The 17,880-nt window shown below is 50.1% G+C and carries 12 protein-coding genes and 2 tRNA genes; all 14 read right to left on the bottom strand.

From position 1 onward, the window contains the following. Window positions 1-2,049, bottom strand: a 2,049-nt coding sequence (locus H8876_RS03170; protein WP_249286490.1) for a RelA/SpoT family protein, incomplete at its 3' end; no start/stop codon positions are given. Window positions 2,050-2,065: 16 nt separating this feature from the next. Then, window positions 2,066-4,534 (bottom strand): protein translocase subunit SecD, encoded by a 2,469-nt coding sequence (secD, locus tag H8876_RS03165; RefSeq protein ID WP_249286489.1) that lies wholly within the window; start codon window positions 4,532-4,534, stop codon window positions 2,066-2,068. 154 nt (window positions 4,535-4,688) lie between these two features. Then, window positions 4,689-5,054 (bottom strand): TIGR04086 family membrane protein, encoded by a 366-nt coding sequence (locus tag H8876_RS03160; RefSeq protein ID WP_249286488.1) that lies wholly within the window; start codon window positions 5,052-5,054, stop codon window positions 4,689-4,691. 552 nt (window positions 5,055-5,606) lie between these two features. After that, a complete protein-coding gene (yajC, locus tag H8876_RS03155; RefSeq protein WP_249286487.1) occupies window positions 5,607-6,074 on the bottom strand; it encodes a preprotein translocase subunit YajC in 468 nt (155 codons plus the stop codon). Window positions 6,075-6,134: 60 nt separating this feature from the next. After that, window positions 6,135-6,221: transfer RNA gene (locus H8876_RS03150), tRNA-Leu, on the bottom strand. Window positions 6,222-6,302: 81 nt separating this feature from the next. Further along, window positions 6,303-6,719, bottom strand: coding sequence for a hypothetical protein (locus H8876_RS03145; RefSeq protein WP_249286486.1), 417 nt, complete (start codon window positions 6,717-6,719; stop codon window positions 6,303-6,305). Window positions 6,720-6,777: 58 nt separating this feature from the next. Beyond that, the gene (locus tag H8876_RS03140) at window positions 6,778-7,086 is read right to left on the bottom strand and encodes a type II toxin-antitoxin system RelB/DinJ family antitoxin (RefSeq protein ID WP_249286485.1); all 309 of its coding nucleotides are present in this window, start codon (window positions 7,084-7,086) and stop codon (window positions 6,778-6,780) included. A gap of 72 nt (window positions 7,087-7,158) precedes the next feature. Then, complete coding sequence (locus H8876_RS03135; RefSeq protein WP_249286484.1) at window positions 7,159-10,929, bottom strand: efflux RND transporter permease subunit; 3,771 nt, start codon at window positions 10,927-10,929, stop codon at window positions 7,159-7,161. Between the two features lie 51 nt (window positions 10,930-10,980). Continuing rightward, window positions 10,981-11,847 carry a GH25 family lysozyme gene (locus H8876_RS03130; RefSeq protein ID WP_249286483.1) on the bottom strand — a complete coding sequence of 289 codons (867 nt, stop codon included), beginning with the start codon at window positions 11,845-11,847 and terminating at the stop codon, window positions 10,981-10,983. A gap of 43 nt (window positions 11,848-11,890) precedes the next feature. Beyond that, entirely contained in the window at window positions 11,891-13,069 is a 1,179-nt protein-coding gene (locus tag H8876_RS03125; protein ID WP_249286482.1) for an Mbeg1-like protein, read from the bottom strand. Window positions 13,070-13,169: 100 nt separating this feature from the next. Further along, window positions 13,170-13,252: transfer RNA gene (locus H8876_RS03120), tRNA-Leu, on the bottom strand. A 132-nt stretch (window positions 13,253-13,384) separates the two neighbouring features. Continuing rightward, window positions 13,385-14,101: a dephospho-CoA kinase gene (gene coaE / locus H8876_RS03115; RefSeq protein ID WP_249286481.1), complete on the bottom strand. Its 717-nt coding sequence runs from the start codon at window positions 14,099-14,101 to the stop codon at window positions 13,385-13,387. Between the two features lie 30 nt (window positions 14,102-14,131). Then, window positions 14,132-16,798 (bottom strand): DNA polymerase I, encoded by a 2,667-nt coding sequence (polA, locus tag H8876_RS03110; RefSeq protein WP_249286480.1) that lies wholly within the window; start codon window positions 16,796-16,798, stop codon window positions 14,132-14,134. Window positions 16,799-16,815: 17 nt separating this feature from the next. After that, window positions 16,816-17,637, bottom strand: a complete 822-nt coding sequence (locus tag H8876_RS03105) for a formate/nitrite transporter family protein (protein WP_249286479.1) — start codon at window positions 17,635-17,637, stop codon at window positions 16,816-16,818. Window positions 17,638-17,880 lie beyond the last annotated feature (243 nt).

Here is a 17,880-nt window from a genome sequence, read left to right as displayed (position 1 = left end):
CTCGGAGATGTGTATAAGAGACAGGATCATGCTCTTCTGATCCTTGGCGATCAGCGTCAGCTCCGCATTAAAGGACTTGTCCTGCGTGTTGTCTGTATCCCAGCTGACATCGATGAAACGTGCCCTCTCCTGCGGCGGCAGGGATTTCAGATTGTCACAGTCTTTTCGATGAACGGAAATGCCGCGGCCTTTGGTGATGAATCCGATGATATCATCTCCCGGTACCGGATTGCAGCATCTTGCCATACGGATCATCAGATTGTCCACACCTTCTACTTTTACGCCCGACTTCTCGTTCTTGCGCATCTTGCGTGCGTTCTGTGCTCTGCGCTGTGCCCGTTCACTGATCTCGTGGAGATTGTCCAGAAGTGTCTGTTCTTTCTCGGCTGCTTCTGCATGCTTTTCTTCCTCGTCATATCCGAGCAGCAGGCTCACCAGCTTGCTCTGCAAAGATCCACCGTTGGAAAGCTGTGTGTACAGCTCATCCGTATTTTTATATCCTAATGCTTTGACTGCTTTGTTCACGAATGCGTTCTTCAGCAGTTCACGCGGATCATAGCCTTTTTTTCTCATATAGCGGTCGATCAGATCCTTGCCTTTATCTACCGCATCGGTTTTATTTTCTTTTTTCAGCCACTGACGGATCTTGTTTCGTGCCGAACTGCTCTTGGCGATCTTCAGCCAGTCGATGCTTGGCCCCACTGCATTAGGGTTTGTAACGATCTCCACGATATCACCGTTTTCCAGCGGATGGTCGATGGTGACCATCTTGCCGTTATCCTTTGCACCTACGCATTTATAACCGACGTCCGAGTGGATCTTAAATGCGAAGTCCAGCGGTGTCGCACCTGCCGGCAGTTCGATCACGTCCCCGTTTGGTGTAAATACGAATACCTGGCTGGAGAACAGATCCATCTTCAGGGATTCCATGAATTCCTTCGGATCATTGGCATCCTTCTGCCATTCCAAAGCCTGACGCAGCCAGGACAGGTTCACTTCTTCCTTGTCGGTAGTGATCCCCTCCTTGTATTTCCAGTGAGCTGCAATACCGTATTCTGCGATCTTATGCATCTCATATGTTCTGATCTGGATCTCGAACGGCTTTCCGTTGTCGCCCACCACAGTGGTATGAAGCGACTGATACATGTTAGGTTTCGGCATAGCGATGTAGTCCTTGAACCGCCCCGGGATCGGAGTCCACATGGTGTGGACAAGACCCAGTACGGCATAGCAGTCCTTGACACTGTCAACGATGATCCGCACAGCCATAAGGTCAAATATCTCATCCAGCGTCTTATGCTGGTATTTCATTTTTTTATAGATGCTGTAAAAGTGTTTGGAACGACCGTAAATATCGTAGTGGATATCAATGTCCTTCAGGGCATTGTCGATCCGTTCCACTACGTCATTGATGGCATCTTCCCGCTCATCCTTGCGCTGGCTCACCTGTTCTGCCAGGTCGTAGTAGGCTTCCGGCTCCAGGAATTTCAGCGCGATATCCTCCAGCTCCATTTTGATGGCATACATACCAAGACGAGCAGCTAAAGGTGCGTAAATATCTAATGTCTCCCGGCATTTCTCGATAATTTTATCGTGAGTCATATAGTTTATGGTCCGCAGATTATGAAGCCGGTCAGAAAGCTTGATAATCAGGACACGTATGTCCTTGGACATGGCAAGGAACATCTTCCGCAGGTTTTCAGCCTGTCGCTCTTCTTTGCTCTCAAATTTCAGGGAAGCCAGCTTGGTGACGCCGTCAACCAGCATGGCCACATCTTCCCCGAAATCTACGATCAGTTCTTCTTCCGTATAGGATGTATCCTCGACGACATCATGGAGAAGTCCCGCTACGATGGTCTCTTCGTCCATTCCCAGGTCTGCCAGGATCTCCGCGACAGCCATCGGATGGATCAAATACGGCTCACCTGATTTTCTAAGCTGACCACGATGCATTTCTTCTGCCACATCGTAGGCATGGCCGATCAATTCGATATCGTAATTGGGATTAAATTCTAAAATTGTATCTAAAAACTCGCTTCTTCTCTTCATCTTCGTCAGTCAACCCTTACTTTTTCTGATTTCCTTTGACATACCGTTTGGAACGTTTCTGATCCATGGTATTCTTCTGTTTTGGCTGCAGAGCATCCGCACCGGACTTTGCAGGATCTGCCGGAGTGCTTTCCTGTTCTGCTGCCGCAGCGGCTGCTGTGTCAGCATCCTTAGGAGCATTCTTTGCAGTAAGATCTGCTGTATCGTCAGCCGGTTTGCCGATTTCTGCTTCTGGAAGTGCTTTCGTTTCTTCCAGCTGTTTCTTGGCTTTCTTCTTGCTCTTCTTGGTCGCTGCCTGTACCTGTTTTTCGTATTTTGAAACCTTCTTGCGCTTGCTGAATTCATAGTACAGCGGACTGCACATCGCGATGGAGGAATATGCTCCGGCGATGATGCCGACCATAAGCGGTACGACGAATTCACGGATCGCAGGTCCGGACATGATCAGCATCGGCACCATAACGATCAGAGTCGTTGCTGACGTCATCAGGGAACGTCCCAGCGTCTGAGCGATACTCTGATCTATGAGCAGATCCAGCTGCATGCTGCGCTTGAGCCGCAGGTTTTCACGGATACGGTCAAAGACTACGATGGTATCATTGATGGAGTAGCCGACTACCGTAAGGATACCTGCAATGAACGGATTGTTGATCGTGATATTGAAGATCGCATAGAATGCGATGACGATCAGCACATCGTGCAGCACGCCCAGAAGCGCCGCTCCGCCAAACCGCCACTGGCGGAACCGGAACCTGATGTAGACCAGCATACATATACCGGCGATCAGTACCGCCAGGAACGCATTGTTTCGAAGCTCTTTTCCGACGGAAGGTCCGAACAGTTCTTCTGCTACGACATCATCATCTGTCGTTCCGAAGTTTTCGTTGATCGTGCTGATGACCTTGGCGCGCTGATCGCTGTCAAGGGACTTGATGGTACGGATCACGATTTCTTTATTGCCTTCTCCGGAGTAAATGATTTCCGGATCCAGCTTATATTCCTTGATGGCTTTTTCTACATCTGCTGTCTTGACCGTCTTGCCCATATCCATCTGGATCATGGTGCCTCCGGTGAAGTCGATCCCGTAATTCATGCCTCTGGCTATGCCGAACACGAGTCCCAGTGCCAGGATCGCAACAGAAATCAAATAGAATATCTTCCTATAGCGAATAAAATGAAGTTCTCTTTTTATGTGGAATGATGCCTGGCCGGTTTTGTTGATGCCGAACATGCTGCGCTTTCCAAGCTTCGTACTGTCTGCCATGATGCCCACATAAAGCTGAGTAACCACGACAGCCGTGAATATTCCTACGACGATACCGATCATGAACGTCCATGCGAAACCCTTGACTGAGCTGGTACCGATTTCGTACAGGATCACTGCGGCGATCAGCGTCGTCACCTGAGAGTCGATGACTGTAGCCATAGCACGCTTAAAACCTTCCTGGGTCGCAACACGTACCGTCTTGCCCGCACTGATCTCCTCTCGTATACGGGCGAATATGATAACGTTGGCATCTACCGCCATGCCGACCGACAGGATCAGACCTGCAATACCAGGCAAGGTCAGCACGCTGCCCATCCATGCCATGATGTTGAGTACGATGATAACATACAGCAGCAGTGCAAGGTCAGCTGCAACACCCAGTCCTCTGTATGCAACGATCATGAGGATCAGGATCAGAGCCAGACCGATCAGCCCTGCATATACGCTCATTTCCAGTGCATTGTAACCGATCTTTGCCGACTGTACGGAAGAATTGACTTCTTCCAGAGTAAGCGGCAGAGCACCGCCTTTGATCAGTGCTGTCAGGTTGGATGCCTCTTCCTGAGAGAAGTTGCCTGTGATCGTGCATTTTCCTCCGCTGATCGGTCCTTTGTTAACCGATGGTGCGGAAATGATCTGATTGTCCAGCAGGATCATGATGGCGTCATTGTTCACGCCCTCTACGGAAGACTGTACCGCTCCGCTGTATGCCTTGACAGTCGCCTCATAAAATGCGTCTGCACCCTTACTGTCAAATTCCAGTGCTACTGCATATCCGGCAGAGTCCTGGTCAGTCGTTACTGATGCGTCTTTTACACTGCCGCCATCCAGCACGATGGTTCCGTCTGCCAGTGCAAACTGCAGCTGCGCCGTCTTGCCGATCTGCTCGATAGCTTCCTGTGCATCCTCTGCGCCAGGCAGTTCTACACGGATACGCTTGTCACCCTCAATAGTAACTACAGGTTCCGCAAGACCCATCTGGTTTACTCTCTCTTCTATGACAGCCTGCGTCTGCTCCATAGCCTTCTGCAGTTCCTCGCCTTTGAGGTCCGTCTTTGCTTCCATGACAACGTAAACGCCACCCTTGATATCCAGGCCCAGTTTCATCCGATCCTGTATCGGTTTTACCGGTCCAATGCCGCATACTGTCACATACCAGCCTGCAACGATAATGAAAAGAAACACTACCGCTAACACGCGTTTCCACTTATACTTCATCTTTGCCTCCGTCTTTTGTGATTGGTTTTTCCGGGCACAGCAATGCCCATTAAATCATACTGTTGATATTTTACTACTTTTTGTAAAGTGAGACAAGAGCAAACACGTTGATTTTTCAAACAGTTTACGCAGTTTTTGAGGATTTCGCCTTATTTCATGTCTTATGATTGACACCGCAGATTCCACCAAGGCTTCCCGCCGCCACCGGGATCAGATACAGCCAGCCTGTTTTCCCCAGAGAAAACTCCTCTGCAAAGAGTCCCTGGACCGACACAAGAATGATAGCAAGAAAGAAAACAGCCGCTGCGCCTCCAGCCAGAAGACCTCGTTTTTGAAATATCCTTCCCTCCATCATTCCCAGCACAAGGCTTGAAATACTCATGATCACCAGCAGTGACCCAAACGTCCAGGTCTCACGAAATCCTGTAAAATTCACCAGCACTGCCAGCGCAAAGGTCAGTGCAACAAACAGCACCAGCGCAATTACATAAGCCTTCAGGCTTTTTCTCAGTTTTTCCATACTACACCTCCCTTTGGAGTATATGTAAGGATTCTATCGAGATTTCCATAATTTCAGAAATATATCACCTGATAATGCTCTCATATCTGACTTGCTATATAAAAAATCACCCTGATTCCCTTTTCAAAGCCCCTGCGGATAGTTTTTTTGAAAAATCTGCAGATCACACCAGCCAGACTATCCTGATTCCAAAATCTCAGGCATATCGCGATAGTCTAAATCCAATCTCAGGAAATTTTCTATGAAAATCGCCCCTTCTTATACCCCTAACAGTGGCTCATCTTTCCCTAACTACCTCAGAGTTCAAATCTATTTCTAATCGTGGTATTTTCCCTCAACGGATTGGAATTCATTTACAGCAAATTATCCGAAACACTCTTTGCACGAAAATTCGAGGTAAAAAACGTAACCGCACCACCATAACCGCACCACTGTAATCATGCCGCTCGCCGGTTGCACACAAAAAAGCTGTTACAAAACGTTAAGTTTCATAACAGCTCTTATTCTCCATTTATATTATCCCGTAAAGAATTTTAAAGTCGATCGAGAAATCTACTTTTCTTCTTCAGCTTTCTCTTCAACTACTTCGCCTTCAGCCTCTTCTGCCGGTTCTTCAACTTCTCCAGCTTCTTCAACTTCTTCCGGAGCTTCTTCTGCCGGAGCAGCCTTCTTCAGCTTCTTAGGCTTGCCGGATTTCTTTACTTCTGTTTCTTCAGCTTCTTCTTCATGAGCCTTAGCTGCAGGTTTTTCAGTTTCTTCTACAACCTTGGAAACAGCCCATCTCATGATTTCGAATTTTACTCTGTCAGCGCCAACCTGAATGACCAGGGATTCTTCCTTCGTTTTTACGACCTTGCCGCAGATACCGCCGATCGTGATGATTTCATCTCCGACCTGCACACCGCTTCTCATGGCGTTCACTTCTTTTTCTCTCTTCTTCTGAGGTCTGATCAGCAGGAAGTACATTACCGCGATCAGGATGACTAAAGGTAAAATCGTTGCCCAAATGTTTCCGTTCATTAAAGATTCCTCCTAACGGGTTTGTAATTTACACTATATCCATCGATATCACATATATCATGGTGCCGGCGATGGGGGTCGAACCCATACGGTGTTGCCACCACGGGATTTTGAGTCCCGCACGTCTGCCAATTCCATCACGCCGGCTTAACGAAAGTTATTATACCATCGGATGAGGGGTATTTCAAGGATTTTCTGCGGTAGAGCGCCATAGATATTTAACTATTTTCACTCTTCTACTGCTTTGACAGTCGGCACATCGCTCAACTTTGTCAGTTCCGCCGCCTCCTGACCGTTTTTGATCAGATAAAACTTTCCATCCACCTCGATCATAGTCGCAATAATATTCTGCTCATCATCCAGCAACGCAAGGCAGTTTCCGTTGGTTTTTCGGTATTTTCCCTCCACCATATCCATATCATTCGTATAAAATCCGTAAACACACTCCTCCTGCTGATCCATGATGACGTAATACTCCGCATCAGCGCTCTCCTGTTGCCCCAGCACATACGTCCCCTTGAACCCCTGACCAGCCTGTTCGGACTCCTCCGGCTTCGGGCTTTCGATCGCCAGAATCACAACGATCACCAGCAGCATCACGATCAATGTCACAATGACCGCATCAAATTTGAGTTTGGTTTTCATGATCGGACTCCTTTTTACAACTCACACTTTTCTATTCTTTCCAAAATATTCGATGTTATCATGCACCATGTTCCTCCAGAAATTTTGCAAAGACCGCATCAGCATCCTGTACACGTCCAGCTTTTGCATCAGCATAACCTGCTTTCAATTTTAAATACAACTCTTCATCGGTCATTGCATCAACATTCACGGAATCAGGCACCTGCGGTAATGTAACCGGAAACGGGATTCCTCCTGTAAGGGAAATCTGATTGAGATACATATTTATTGCTGTGGACATCGGAATGCCAAGCTTTGATAAAACAGCTTCTGCGTTTTCTTTCACCGCCGGATTTACTCTTAAATTCAACGTGGCTGTCTTTTCCATCACGATCACCTCCTTGTACATACAAAGTAACGCACTTGTCATTACTTGTCAAGGAGTATTCCTTTGCAATTCTTACACATTCACGACTTCCAGCTCTTCCTCTGCGATCTTTTCCATGTGCTTCTTGGCGAAGACCCGGTACATGATCGGGATCACTACCAGTGTCGTCAGCGTCGCGTAGAGCAGACCGCCGATGCAAACGATGGCTACCGGCTGCATCATTTCCGCACCGGTGCCCAGACCGATAGCCAGAGGCAAAAGTCCCAGGATCGTCGTAATAGCCGTCATCAGAACAGGACGCATACGGACAGCACCTGCCTCGATGACAGCGCTCTCCATATCCATGCCTTCCAGCCGGAACCGGTTGATGCAGTCTACCAGTACGATAGCATTATTGACCACGACACCCATCAGCATAACGAATCCCATCATGGATACTACGCTGACGTCCTGACCGCAGATCAGCAATGCCAGCATCCCGCCCGTAAAGGCCAGAGGGATCGTAAATATCACGATAAAAGGCGATCGCAATGACTGGAACTGAGCTACCATCACTAGATATACCAGGATGAAACCCACCAGCAGCATAAGCATCATCTGCTTCATGGAATGCATGATCTCCTCGTTTTCTCCACCGTAATCCACCTTGACTCCACTCGGGATCAGCTTTTCTTTCTTGATCATTTTCTGTACATCGCTGTTGACGTGAGTAATATTATAGCCATCTTTCACAGAAGCAGTCACCGACAGACTCCGCTTCTGATTATCGTGGTTGATCTCACTCAGGGAAGCAGTCGTCTGGATATCTGCGATAGAGCTGAGTTTCACCTCTGAGGAGCCAGAAGGCGTCGATGAAGATGCGCCGCTCGCTGAGCTGCCGGATGTCCCGGACATAGATCCCCCTGAAGCCGCTGCGCTTCCCGATCCACCAGCAGCACCCGAAGATCCAGCACTTCCTGAAGCCTTCAGCTTCATGTTCTCAAGATCCTCTCGCGTAAACGCCTCGCTGGTCGAATTCTCAACCACCACATCCATGCTGCTGCCATTCTCCGAAAGCGTCGTTGCCGCAGACTCCTTAGTCAGCTTTGCAGAAATCTGCTGGTATACCTGCGCCACCGTAAGCCCATACTTCATAGCCTGGTTCTTGTTGACCACAACGTGCAGTTCTTTCGAACTGTCCTCATCGATAGTAGAAATATCCTCCAGGCTCTTCATGCCCTTCAGCTTCCGTTCAACGGCAACGCCCGCAGTACGCAGCTGTTTCAAATCCTCGCTGTAAAGCTTGATCTGCACACCGGAGCCTCCCATCATGGACGACATATCCATATCAGCCGAAGTCACGATCTCACAGTTATATTTCTTTGCCAGCTTATCCAGCTTCTTTGCAATGATTTTGCCGTTGTCCGCCTTATCCTCATCCAGGATGATATATACCATGGTGGACGTTACATCCTGAGACATTCCGGACATACCCATCATGCCTGCCGTATCGCTGGACAGCATCGCACCTGTCGTTTCCACACCGTCCACTTTGCGGATCTCCTTAACGATCTTGTCCGTCGTATCGGAAGTTTCTTTCAAAGTGCTCTCCTTCGGCATCTGGATGGTAGCAGAGATCTGCGGCGTCGACATGGACGGCATAAAGGACAGACCACGCATCAGCGCCAGGCCGGAAGAACCCACCAGCAGCACCACAGCAGCAATCAGCACGACTGCCTTATGAGAAAGTGCCCAGCGCACTGCAGCCCGATATTTATCCATAAAACGTCCCGTCTGGCTGAGGACCGTAAGACGCGTCTCCTTCTTCAAAAGTCCCCTGGCCATAGCCGGAACCAGCGTCAATGCGATCAAAAGACTTGCCAGCAGCGAATACGCTACCGTCAGTGCCAGATCCGTGAAAATATCACGCGTCATCCCGTCTACGAAAATGATGGGAACGAACACACAGATGGTCGTCAAAGTCGAAGCTGTGATCGCTCCCGCCACCTGCACCGCCCCGGAAAACGCAGCCTGCACCCGACTGTATCCCATGGAGCGCAGACGATAAATATTTTCCACCACCACGATGGAATTGTCCACCAGCATCCCGACCCCGATAGCCAGCCCTGCCAGGGAAATCATATTCAAAGTCACACCCGAGAAGTACATCAGAACGATGGCAAAGATCACGCTGAGCGGGATGCTGACCGCAGTAATAAGCGTCGGCCGCAGATCCCGCAGGAACACCAGCAGGATCACGATCGCCAGGATCGCGCCTAAAAGCAGATTCTGCAGCACCGAATTGATAACGATATGAATATAGTCCCCCTGGTCATACAGCGTCGTAAATGACAGACCATCATCCTTGTATTCCTTTTCCAGTTGAGTGAACTTATCCGTGATGTTCTCAGACACATCTGCCGTCGCGTAGCTGGACTGTTTCGTAAAACTGAGGAGCACCCCATTATTGCCGTTGATCTTGGCATATGTCTCCGCATCATCGTCCGTGTATGACACCGTCGCCACATCACAAAGACGGATCGGATCCAGGCCATCGATCCCCATATCAAATAAAATCAGATCTTCCAGCTCATCCTTATCCTTGATCTTATCACCGACACTGACCAGCACCTCCGCTTTGCCGTCCGTGATATATCCCGCCGGCATGGAAAAATTCTGCGCGCTCAAAATCGCCGAAACGTTCTGCATGGTGATCACGCCCGTCATGTCCGCACTGGCAAGAGCCGCCTCTTTGGAGCTTTGCAGCTGACTGAGCGCCGACTGCAGCTGATTTACCGTCGCTTCGACCGTGCCCTCTGCAGAAGTCAGGTCTGCATACTTAGACCCCAGTTCAAAGTTCATGGCAGAGCCCTGTGCATCCAGATCCTCAATGGCTTTGTCGATCTGCTTCAGCTGCGCATCCGCCTGATCGATCTGCGGCACCAGCTGATCCAGTGAGGAAGGATCGATCCCCAGCGCTTTCAGCTGACTTTCGATCTGCGGCCCCATGATCGGATCATCCTTGTATTTCTTGTACTGTTCATACAGCGCCTTGATGGCCGGTCCATTCTGCTTCAAAGAAACCAGCTGATCACGACTTTCCTGCAGCTTCGTCTTCGTTGCAGCAAGCTGCTTTGCAGCCTGAGACTGCCCGTCCTTCACCGCTTTTTTCCCTTCCTGTATCTGCTTCTTTCCCTTCTTTGCAGCTGCCATGCCGCTCTTCATCTGACCTTCCGCATCGCCCATCTGACTGTTGATAGCCGCAGCAACTTTTGAATTGACCGCATCGATCTTGTCCTGAGACAGCACGATCTGGACATTGTCGTCCACCATACCCATGGCAGACACCGAAGCCACACCTTCTACGCCCTCCATCTGACTTAGCAGATTATCCTTCGTAAATTGGGACACCTCGCCCGACGACTTGTCATCCATGCCGATCGCGGCCGTCACCACCGGCATCATGTCCATGCTGATCTTCATGACCACAGGAGTCCCGGCCGTGTCCGGCAGCACACCTTCGATCTGATCGATCTTGTCACGAATGTCCACCGACACAGAATCCATGTTGACACTGTCCGAAAACTCCAGCTGGATCATAGAATAATTAGCTGCCGATACCGACGTTACGTTCTTGATGTTAGAAAGAGTCACCAGCTGCTGCTCCATCGGCTTAGTGATCTCCGACTCCGCCTCCTCCGGACTCGCTCCCGGATACGTGGTCATGACGATCACATACGGCGTGTTGATTTTCGGAAACAGATCAGGTGTCATCTTAGTAAGGGCGATCACCCCGAACACGATGACGATGACCACCGCGACCAATATCGTAAACGGCTTTTTAATGCTGAATTTTGAAAGCATTGACTCCTCCTGTCTTTCCTGTGCTGATCTGACGCATCCCTCAGGACACTTCTACTTTCCGTCGTATTGCCGGAACTCCCACCGGCTTCCGTTGAACACATTCATATCCACGTATTTTTCCCCATCCGCGATGTACTTTGACTTCGCCTTGAACGTGTACTGGCAGAACGTCCACTCACGCCCATCCGGAAGCTTCTCCGAAAGACCAGGATCGCTGATCCAGATCGGATAATCATCGTACCTGCCGGAAATATAATTCTTGTAAATATATGTATTAGTATAAATGATCGGCCTGCGACCGTACTTCGCCTCAAATTCATCCAGGATCACATCCAGAACATCATACATCTGACTTTTCTTGGGATGAGAACTGATGTAGTCCCCGTAAAACTCAACATCGACCACCGGCGGCAGCATCCCGAAACGCCAGTGCACCTGCTTGATAAAATTCTTCGCCTGCGACTTTCCCGGCGTATCATAACTCATAAAATGGTACGCACCGACCTTCAGATCCGTCCGATTCGCATGCTTCCAGTTCTCCTCAAACCGCTTATCCACATACGAACTCCCCTCCGTCGCCTTGATAAACGCAAAACTGATGTCCTCTGACGCCAGCCCCTTCCAGTCGATATCCTTCTGATGTTCCGACACATCGACCCCCTTCACCGGGTACGGTTCGTTCGGATCCACCTGCGACTCCGCCCGATACAAAAACAGATTTTGTATCAGACCACCTGCCACAACAATCGCCAGGATCCCTAAAAAAATCAAGAATCCCTTTTTCTTTCTGCAAAGGCTGCCGCCTCCCTGCGGGCGTGCACTCCTGCTGCGGCTGACGCGCCCACCGGCGCCGCGACCGCTCCTGCGCCCTGCGGACGCAGACGTTCGACTCTGCCACCCTCCGGCGGTTCTTTTCAAGCGACCGGTCTGCTTAGAATTCCCCGGTCCGGCAGACCGTTTTTTATTTGTCCCCCTGTTTTGACTCCTGTTTTCTCTCATGCTCTGTTATTTTTTCCGCTCCTCGTCTGACTCCTGTTTCTTCTCCTCTTTTTCCCCGAAATATCCCCGTTATATTCTGAAAACTCATGGCTGCCAGTTCCTTTAAACTGCGCTGCATGAATTCCTTCGTATCCTCATCCATATGTGTCACGGAATGAACCAGTGCCGGGATGTTCTTTCTCCAGTCATCACGGATCTCCGTAAACGATTTTATGCCGTTTTCCTCGATCAGATCATACAGCCCGTCAACGAACCGTTCCCGATCCTCCTGAGAAAGGGATCTTATCCACTGATTCAGCGTCCGGTCCAGATACCTGGCATCTGCCGTCAAACGATCCGGATAAGTGAAATCTCCGTCCTCCACCACCCAGGAATACGGGTCATGCTGCAGAAGACCGATTCCCCTGCTTTTGACTATCGTGAAGTCCTCCTGATTTTCAAAAAGCATTCCGATCAGCGAAGACTGTGGCACCGTTTTTTCGATCCGCGTCAAAACAGCCTGAAACAAATCGCTCTCAAGCACCTCCTGCGCAAATCCAGGACCATCATGGGAATAGATCTTCTCTATCCTCTTTCGCGCCCTTTTCCCGCAATTCGCAGCCGCATAGACTGCCAGATTACCACCTTTTGAGTGGCCGCCTGCAAGAAGCCTTCCACGGCAGTGAAACGCCGCCTCGTTCAGATAAGCAGCTGCCGCTTCCTGCGACGGCACAGGATACTGGAACGCCATGTTGAAATCCTCTTTCCAGCCGACCGGCGTTGCGTCCGTCCCGCGGAACGCCACGTAAAACAGCCTCTTCGAAAGGCGAAACGTAACGGCCGCAAACTGTTTTTCATCGGCAACATTGCTCTGCTCCCGGTATCCCATAACATGAATATCACGAAACCTGGGACTTGCTGACAGTGCCGTCAGGAGCTGCCGGCAGCTTTCTCCGTCCCATACGCCGTCAAACATCTGCTCAAAGCACTCTGCCCGGAACAATTCCGCAAGGCGCACGCCTCTCCAGCCTCTGGCTTTAGAAAGTTCCTGAGGCAGCTGAAAATACGACAGTTCCGAAAGGATCAGACTGTCCACCCGGTTCAGCGGTCTCACATCAAAACTCTCCATATGTTCTTTCGCATAGGATACGATGTTGTTCATGGCCATCTCCTCTGTTCTTTGAAACTACAGACACATCCTCAGAAGATATGTCTCACGTTATAAAAAAATGCCGGAGTCAATCGATTCCAGCATTTCAAAATGGTGCGGCCTACCGGACTTGAACCGGTACGGTCTCCCACACGCCCCTCAAACGTGCGCGTCTGCCTATTCCGCCAAGGCCGCATATATTGAATTGATTTATACTGAAAAATCAGTACCACTCTATTGTACGGATTTCCATCCCATTTGTCAATGATATATTTCCCTGTTTTGCGGAAAAATTACAAAAAAATCCCCACAAAACAGGTTGCTTTCCTAAAACGGATCCGAAAACAAAAGAGACTTCAGCTGTTTCTCCAGTTCTTCTCTCGTTCCCGAATTATCTACGATAAGATCCGATCTTTTTTTCTTCTCTTCTTCGCTCATCTGGCAGCTGATCCGATCACGCACCGCCTGCTCTGAAACCTGATCCCGCGCGCACACGCGCCGGATCCTCGCATCCAGATCCGCCGTCACTAAAAGTATCCGGTCGCACCTGTCCGCAAGCCCTGCTTCAAAAAGCAGCGGCGCATCGATAAGGATCCCCGGGATCGGGACCTTTGCAGACTCGACTCTCTCCCGATCCCCGGGATCCACAGGCTCGCCGCATTCCGCAGCCTGATAGGCAGCCACTTGTCTGTCCACTTCCTCGATGATATGTTTCAGCATGATCTCATCCAGCTTTTCTTTCTTTTCCTGTGCCGAAAAAGCGATGGCACCCAGCGCTTTGCGATCAAGTGAGCCATCTTCCCGCAAAATCGGTTTTCCCGGTTCTCCCAGCTCTCCTGCCGGACCAAACACCTGATCCAGCACCGGCAGAAGCTCACTGCCGTCTGCCGTCAGATCGCGTCCGATCTGATCCGCATCCACATGGGCGTAATTGCCTTTTTTCAAATATTCTGCTACGGTGGATTTTCCTGTACCGATCCCGCCGGTCAGCCCGATCACCGGGATCCTGTTTTTTCTGTCCTGTCCGTTCCTGTCCTCATGCATCTTCATGTCCTTCTCTACCGTTCATGTTTCCTACTTCAACTCATACCAGCTTTCGCCCTCGTTGAGGTCCGCCTTTAATTTCACTGCCAGTTCATAGGCGGATTCCATGTTCTCCGTCAGCAGTTTTTCCACCTGTTCCTTTTCTTCTTCACGAGTATTGATGATCAGCTCATCGTGCACCTGCAGGATCAGCCTTGATCTAAGCCCCTGATCACGGAGTGCCCGGAACACCTTGATCATGGCAAGCTTGATAATATCAGCCGCACTTCCCTGGATCGGCGTATTCATGGCAAGCCGTTCGCCTACCTGCTTGACCATATAGGCGGAAGCGTTGATCTCTTTGATGAATCGCTTCCTGCCAAGCAGCGTCGAAACGTAGCCGTTTGCTTTGCAGAATTTCACCTGCTCATCCATGAATTCCTTGACAGCAGCATGCTTTGCAAAATATGCCTTGATATATTCGTCCGCATCCTTTCTCGTGATGCGAAGCTCCGACGAAAGACCAAAAGCGCTCATGCCGTAGATAACGCCAAAATTGACAGCCTTGGCTCTGCTTCGCTCTTCCAGCGTGATCTTGTCTTCCGGAATGCCCAGTACGCGCGCTGCTGTAGCTCTGTGGATATCTTCTCCGTTGTTGAAGGACTCGATCAAAGCATCATCACCGGACATATGCGCCAGCACACGCAGCTCGATCTGAGAATAGTCAGCTCCCACCAGTACACAGTTTTCTTCCGGGATGAATGCTTTCCTCAGTTTCCGGCCCATCTCCTGACGGATCGGGATGTTCTGCAGATTCGGCTCTGTACAGCTGATCCTGCCCGTGGTCGTGACCGTCTGGTTAAAATGAGCGTGCACCTTGCCGTCCGTGCTGCTTATGAGCGGGATCAGACCGTCCACATAGGTGCTTTTCAGCTTGGAAACGGTCCGGTATTCTAAGATCAAAGGAATGATAGGATGCTTGTCCATCAGCTTTTCCAGAATGTCCGCACTCGTTGAATATCCCCGCTTCGTCTTCTTGCCTGCAGGCAGCCCCAGCTTTTCAAACAGGATATTGCCCAGCTGCAGCGGCGAATTGATGTTGAATTCTTCTCCTGCCAGTCCGTAGATCTGCTTCGTCAGCTCTCCGATCTGCTCCGCCAGGACCACACCGAATCCTTCCAGTATTTTTTTGTCCGTCCGGAAGCCCTCATGCTCCATAGAAGCCATGACTTCCACCAATGGCAGTTCTGCCTCATACAGGACTGTTTCCAGCTTCTGATCCGCGATCTGAGCCTTCTGTGCCTCTGCCAAGTTGAGGATCGCCCCACAGACTTCACATCCATAGGTCATATATTGTTCCGTCGGATCGGTGAAGAGATCTACCTGTCCGTTTTCCTCAAAGAATTCCTTTTCGTCTCTGAGGCTCTGATGCAGGTATTCGTTGGACAGCGCCGAAAGGCTGTAATTACTGCGGCTGGAATCCAGCACGTACTGCGCTACTTCTGTATCGAATGCCGTTTCAAACTTCGTCATACCATGACAAAGCAGCATATAATAATCGTCCTTCAGGCTGTGACCTGCGAAAGAGATCTCCTGCTCGGCCAGCCAGTCAAAAAATCCAGTCAGGTTCCTGCAGTCAAAATAGTAATACGTGTCTCCGTTGACAGCGGCAACGCCTTCGATCTGCGGCACGTCCAGGTGATTGTGATCTCCAAAGACTTTGATGGCGGTTTTGCCCTGCAAAGTCAGCTCCGCCAGCTGACTGTCCTCCCGGACGCAGACTTTTTCAAGCTTCTCAGCGTCCACCGCCAGAGGCTTTGCAGCAGGATCTCCGGATCCCGTACCACCGCTTCTCTGAACGTTTAATTTTTTCAGGAAACGATTGAATTCCAGTCTGGAATAAAGCTCTATCAATGCGTCATAATCCGGCTCCGTCAGCTTGTATTCTGCAAAATCGATATCCATCGGCACCTGGGTGTTGATGGTAGCCAGGCGCTTGCTCATCATGGCAAGCTGTGCATGTTCTTCCACCTTGGCTTTCACGCCTTTTGGCTTTACGTTATCGACATTTGCGATGAGGTTCTCCACGCTTCCATATTCTAAAATCAACTTGGTGGCTGTCTTTTCTCCCACGCCCGGAATGCCCGGGATATTATCCGACTGGTCGCCCATCAGCCCTTTAAAGTCTATGAACTGAGTCGGCGTGAAGCCGTACTTGTCCATCATGGCCTGCCGGTCGTACAGATCGAACTCTGAAACCCCCTTGCGCGTCAGGATGATCTTCGTGATATCTGTCGCCAGCTGCAGCTCGTCTTTATCGCCTGTGATGATGAGCGGTTCCATACCGCAGGACTCCGCCTCTTTCGCGATCGTCCCGATCAGATCATCCGCCTCAAAGCCCTCCAGTTCCACCTGCTTGATATTCATCGCTCGCAGAATATCCTTTAAGATCGGCACCTCCATGGCCAGCTCCGGCGGCATTTTCTTTCTGCCCGCCTTGTATCCTTCATATGCCTTGTGACGGAAGGTCGGCGCCTTCAGATCGAATGCGATCACCATGTACGCCGGTTCGTAATCCTTCTTTATTTTTTCCATCATGTTGAGAAATCCGAAGATCCCCTGGGTAAAAATCCCGTCCTTTGTGATCATGGGATTTCGCATCGCATAATACGCCCGGTTTATCAGGCTGTTCCCATCTATGATCGCGATCCTCTCCATACCTTCACCTGTACTTTCTATTTCAATTTACGGCCGGTGAACCAGTACACCATGCCTACGAACAATCCACCGCCCAGGATGTTGCCCAGGGTCACCGGCAGAAGATTTTTTATGAGAAAATTCCCGACCGTCAAAACTGACACGTCACATCCGGCCAGCTGTGCCAGACCACTGTCCGCTGCAGCTGCGATACCCGCCGGGATAAAATACATATTTGCAATGCTGTGTTCAAAGCCGGAAATCACGAAAAGCCCGATGCAGAACCAGATAGCAAAGATCTTGCTCACCGTCTCCCGTGCTCCCGTGGACATCCATACTGCCAGGCACACCAGCCAGTTACATAAAATACCGCGCACAAACGCCTGTCCGAAGCTGAGCTGCACCTTGGCCTGCGCTGTTTTGATCACCGATGCTCCCAAAAGGCCGCTGCCTGTTTCCCAAATTCCCGTGCTCTTCATAAGTGCCACCACCAGCAGTGCTCCCAGAAAATTTCCCAGATACACCAAGACCCAGTTGCGGAGCATCCCGCTGATTCGGATCTTCCGATCCAGTACGCCGATGATCATCAGACAGTTTCCTGTAAACAGTTCTGCACCGCAGAGCACCACCATCATCAGACCCACCGGGAATACTGCGGCAGAGACTAAACGTCCCATGCCCAGACTATCCGGATCCGCCAGCAGATTGAAAGATACCATCTGAGAAGCCTGCGCCCCGAATGCGATATACGCCCCGGCCAGCAGCGCCCAGATCAGCAGCCTTAAAGTCTTGCCCTCCGCCTTTGCAATACCCGAATCCGATACCTTCTCTAAAATCTCACCTGTTGTCAATGCACTCAAATTCCTTACCTCTTTTTTCTCCAGTCTCGTACTCCACCATCTGCAGGCGTCTAAAACCATGACTTTCCGCCAGCTGCACCAAAAATCAGGAAAACCCTGCACGATTGCTCATACAGGGTTTATTGTATCATATCCTTTTTATTTTGTCATCAGCTTGCACACTGCATTGGAGAATGCCACCGGATCATCGATCGGCAATCCTTCGATAAGCAGTGCCTGATCGTACAGCAGTTTCGCATATTC

It is taken from the genome of Lentihominibacter faecis (assembly GCF_014306095.1).
Lineage (GTDB): Bacteria > Bacillota > Clostridia > Peptostreptococcales > Anaerovoracaceae > Lentihominibacter > Lentihominibacter faecis.
The sequence above is the reverse complement of the archived record's forward strand: the minus strand, read 5'-3'. Positions and strand labels throughout refer to the sequence as shown.